The following is a 3,950-nucleotide window of genomic DNA, read 5'->3' as shown; positions in this document are numbered from 1 at the left end:
GTGGTTTTTTGCTCCGTTCTGACTGTAAGTGCTTTTTTATCAATGCTTTAGCGAATAAAGTGGGCTAGTGTTGAGTACACAAACAGTGAACAATCGTCGACATCACAAGTTCTACAGCACGTTCACAATCATCGTTTTTCTGGAAGCAAGCATGTCCCCCCAACTACTGGTTGTCGACGATCACGAAGCCGCACGTTTTGGCTTAAAATGCATGTTTAATGGGACTTCCATGCAGGTCGCGATGTCGACAGGTACCTCGGAAGAGGCATTGAAATTCATGGCTCAGCAGCCGTTCGCTGCTGTGATTATGGATATCCGAATGCCGGAAATGAACGGCCTCGAGTTACTAGAGAAAATTCGGCAATCCGAATTCGATGTGCCGGTTGTAGTGCTTAGCAGCTACGATAATCCGACCTACATTGCTCGCGCCGCCGCTCTGGGGGCCAACGATTACGTCCTCAAGAACACCGAGCGACAAGGTTTGATCGATGCCGTCTCACGCGCGATCAACTCCCAAGGGGCTGTCCCCGAGGGGCGTTTCCATCAAATTCGTGAGAAGATGCTCAATGAAGTCGATCTCACCAAATTTGCATGTGATTGGCCTTTGACAAGCCGCGAATCGCAGGTGTTGCTGCACATCGCGTTGGGACTCAGCAACAAAGAGATTGCCAAGTCGCTGATGATCAGCGTCGAAACGGTGAAAGAGCACGTTCAAAACATTCTGCGAAAACTTGGCGCCAACGATCGAACCGATGCCGCGGTCAAAGCCGTGCGTGTGGGCTTTATCGACTAGAAAGCAGGCTTCCTGCTTGAATGTTTGATGTCCCCCCCTCGGCGAAGTCACCCAGTCTTTAGTGACGCTCGATGCTGAGCCCTGCCGCTTTCCATTCCGGGACGCTGAAACGCAAACGTTGCGACTTGAATTGATGTTCTCGAAGCCAGCGATTTCCCGCAAAGGCAGCCGCGCAAAATGGGCCGCGGCAATAGACCAGCATAGTTGCTGATTTGGATAACTTTGCTGCCGTTTCGGCAAGCGAGGCAAACGGAACGTTTCTCGCTTTGGGCAAATGCCCTTGATCATATTCCGACGCTGGACGCAGATCCAACAAGGTGAAACGTCCGCGATCAAGTTTGGCGTTGAGTTTGTACCGACCATTTTGTTGGTCGATACCGATGGCAACGAGCTGCAGCGATCGGGTTTCGTCGATGCTGAACAACTACTCAAAGTATTGCCAAAATGACGATTGGTTCGGCAATGTCGCACGGCTCTTCGAGCCGTGCGCGTGCGGAGCGGTAGAAACGTTTGCCACTTTACCCACCGTTTCTCATCGAGGATCGTTCGGCGCAATGCGGCCGATGATGTCGCGTTACTTGGCGGCGACGATGTAGCAGATCCAACTCGGGTCACTTGATGCGGTTTCGCTTCGCTCCCAATGCGAATCGTCGTCGTTGTCTTCGATTTCCCAGTAGACATGGTTCTCGCTGAAACCCGCTTCGGCGAGCATCTCGCGGACTTCGGGGATCGTCCAGAAACGCCAGTGGTACTCGAACGCTCGTTTTAGTTTGCTGCCGTCTTTGAACTTGAAACTAATATAGAAACTCGCGTCCGCGTTGATAGGGTTAAACGAGGCTTGTTCCCACTCGTAACGAAACCCTTTGCGTCCTTTTTTGATGGTGCGTTTGTCGACGTGTTCTTCGGTGTAACATTCGCCGCCCCCCATCATGTCCATCACCATTACGCCTTCGCTCTTCAAATTCGCACGAGCGGCTTTGAAGTAATTAATCACTTCGGCTCGCGTTTTAAAGATCCAGAACGAAAAGTTCTGAGCCGACAGAATGTCGACTTGAGGGCGATTGCGTTTGCGAACATCTTGTTCCAGCAACTTCACACGGCTCTGTTGCCCCTCGCTAAGCGTTGCGAGGTTATGTTCGCGGCCCCAATCGAGCGTTTCGCCACACAGATCGACGCCGACGGCGGTCCGCTCGGGATCGGATTGCACCCAGTGGCAGCAGATCGCAAAGGTACCGCAAAAGTCTTCGCGTAGCGTGAGCGGTTTCTTGTTGTAAAAGTCGCGATAGGCTTGCTCAAAAAACTCGACTTCATGCTCCGGTGTTTGAACCGATTTTTGGTAGCAGTCGAATTTGTCGGCCAATTCTGCTTGCGATGGCTTGGCGGCTTTTGACTTAGCCTTATCCGACTTCTTGTTTTTGGGTTTTCCCATCGGTGATGCACTTATTTGGAGGCGTCGAGCAATTCAGTGCATCCAGATTAGTTTAGAGCTTCCCGTCGTGAAACGGGAAGCTTCCAAGAATTCACAAACGATTCGGCATCGGCTAAGCAAGTTGCTTAGCTGACTTCCATCGAAGTGCCCATCGTGGTGCCAGGGGCTGGCAGCGAACTGGATCCTTCCAAGTAGATGTCAATCGCTCGTGCCGCACCACGACCTTCGTTGATCGCCCATACGACCAAGCTTTGGCCACGACGGCAATCGCCTGCGGCAAAGACCCCTTCGATGCTGGTGGTAAACTCACCATGCGTCGCTTGGTAATTGCTGCGTGGATCGCATTCGATGCCGAGCGATTTGGCGATATACTGCTCAGGCCCCAGGAAGCCCATCGCCAGCAAGATCAACTGGGCTGGCCATTCTTTTTCGCTGCCTTCGACTTCGGCCATCTTCCAACCGCCGTCGTCGCCCTTGGTCCATTGGACTTGCACGGTTTTGATACCACGCAAGTTGCCAGCTTCATCCTTGAGGAATTCCTTGCTGAGGATTTGGTATTCGCGAGGATCGCGGCCGAACTTTGCCGTGGCTTCTTCGTGACCGTAATCGACGCGGAAAATACGCGGCCATTCAGGCCATGGATTGTCCGGTGCACGGTCTTCGGGCGGCTGCGGCAACAATTCAAAGTTCACCAAGCTTCGGCAACCGTGACGGATGCTCGTTCCGATACAGTCGGTACCGGTGTCACCACCCCCGATCACGATCACGTCTTTGCCTTCGGCGCTGATGAATGCATCGCCGAGGGCGTCGCCGTGTACGCTTTGTTGGGTGTTCGCCGTCAAAAATTCCATTGCAAAGTGAACCCCATTGGCATCGCGGTTTGCGATCGGCAAATCACGAGGCTTGGTCGCTCCACAAGCCAACAACAACGCGTCAAAGTCGTTGGTCAATTCCTTGGCATCGACATCTTCGCCGACATTCACACCGGTCACAAACTTGATGCCTTCGGCCGTCATCTTGTCGATCCGGCGCTGGATCACTTCTTTAGAAAGTTTCATGTTGGGGATGCCGTATTGCAGCAGTCCTCCGATGCGGTCGGCCCGTTCATAGACCGTGACTTCGTGGCCAGCCTTGTTCAACTGATCCGCGGCGGTCAATCCCGCAGGCCCGCTACCGACGATCGCCACCTTTTTGCCGGTCCGCGAGGTGGGTGGTTCCGGATGGATCCAACCTTCTTCCCAAGCACGATCGACAATCGCGTTTTCAATGTTCTTGATCGTCACCGGAGGATTCGTGATCCCAAGCACGCACGAACCTTCGCACGGTGCCGGACACACGCGGCCGGTAAACTCGGGGAAGTTGTTGGTTTTGTGAAGTCGTTCGATCGCTTCTTTCCAGCGGTCGTTGTAAACCAAGTCGTTCCACTCGGGGATCAAGTTATCGATCGGGCAACCGCTGCTGGATTGGCAAAACGGCACGCCGCAATCCATACACCGGGCGCCTTGTTCACGCAGATGCTCGACGCGGGGTTCGGTGTAGATTTCGTCGTAGTCGTTGATGCGGACAACGGGCAGTCGCCAGGCGACTTTTTTGCGATCAAACTCTTTGAATCCGGTTGGCTTTCCCATAGCTATTCTCAATCTTGTCGTTGTGGTGGTTGTTCGGTAATGGACGCCGCCGAGATGCGATCGCCCGCTGCAGGAGAGTCGAGGGGGGGGGGGGGGGGGG

General features: G+C 53.7%; 5 protein-coding genes. 2 read left to right on the top strand and 3 right to left on the bottom strand.

The features are described 5' to 3' along the window. Window positions 1–70 precede the first annotated feature (70 nt). Window positions 71–793, top strand: a complete 723-nt coding sequence (locus ABX962_RS32075) for a response regulator transcription factor (RefSeq protein ID WP_372725731.1) — start codon at window positions 71–73, stop codon at window positions 791–793. 58 nt (window positions 794–851) lie between these two features. Here ABX962_RS32075 and ABX962_RS32070 read toward each other — a convergent pair whose 3' ends face one another. Next, window positions 852–1,106 carry a rhodanese-like domain-containing protein gene (locus tag ABX962_RS32070; RefSeq protein ID WP_372725733.1) on the bottom strand — a complete coding sequence of 85 codons (255 nt, stop codon included), beginning with the start codon at window positions 1,104–1,106 and terminating at the stop codon, window positions 852–854. Here ABX962_RS32070 and ABX962_RS32065 point away from each other — a divergent pair. Continuing rightward, complete coding sequence (locus ABX962_RS32065) at window positions 1,068–1,241, top strand: thioredoxin family protein (RefSeq protein ID WP_372725735.1); 174 nt, start codon at window positions 1,068–1,070, stop codon at window positions 1,239–1,241. The two genes, ABX962_RS32070 and ABX962_RS32065, sit on opposite strands and share 39 nt — an antisense overlap. A 126-nt stretch (window positions 1,242–1,367) precedes the next feature. Here the strand turns inward: ABX962_RS32065 and ABX962_RS32060 are convergent, their stop codons facing one another. Continuing rightward, window positions 1,368–2,222: a hypothetical protein gene (locus tag ABX962_RS32060; RefSeq protein ID WP_372725729.1), complete on the bottom strand. Its 855-nt coding sequence runs from the start codon at window positions 2,220–2,222 to the stop codon at window positions 1,368–1,370. A 125-nt stretch (window positions 2,223–2,347) separates the two neighbouring features. Next, entirely contained in the window at window positions 2,348–3,850 is a 1,503-nt protein-coding gene (locus ABX962_RS32055) for a glutamate synthase subunit beta (RefSeq protein WP_372725727.1), read from the bottom strand. Between the last annotated feature and the right edge of the window lie 100 nt (window positions 3,851–3,950).

The organism is Novipirellula sp., assembly GCF_041583735.1.
Lineage (GTDB): Bacteria > Planctomycetota > Planctomycetia > Pirellulales > Pirellulaceae > Novipirellula.
The sequence above is the reverse complement of the archived record's forward strand: the minus strand, read 5'-3'. Positions and strand labels throughout refer to the sequence as shown.

Bases quoted from the DNA above. Each gene is read 5' to 3' on its own strand.
- ABX962_RS32060 (WP_372725729.1), bottom strand. From the start codon at position 2,222: ATGGGAAAACCCAAAAACAAGAAGTCGGATAAGGCTAAGTCAAAAGCC.
- ABX962_RS32065 (WP_372725735.1), top strand. From the start codon at position 1,068: ATGCCCTTGATCATATTCCGACGCTGGACGCAGATCCAACAAGGTGAA.
- ABX962_RS32055 (WP_372725727.1), bottom strand. From the start codon at position 3,850: ATGGGAAAGCCAACCGGATTCAAAGAGTTTGATCGCAAAAAAGTCGCC.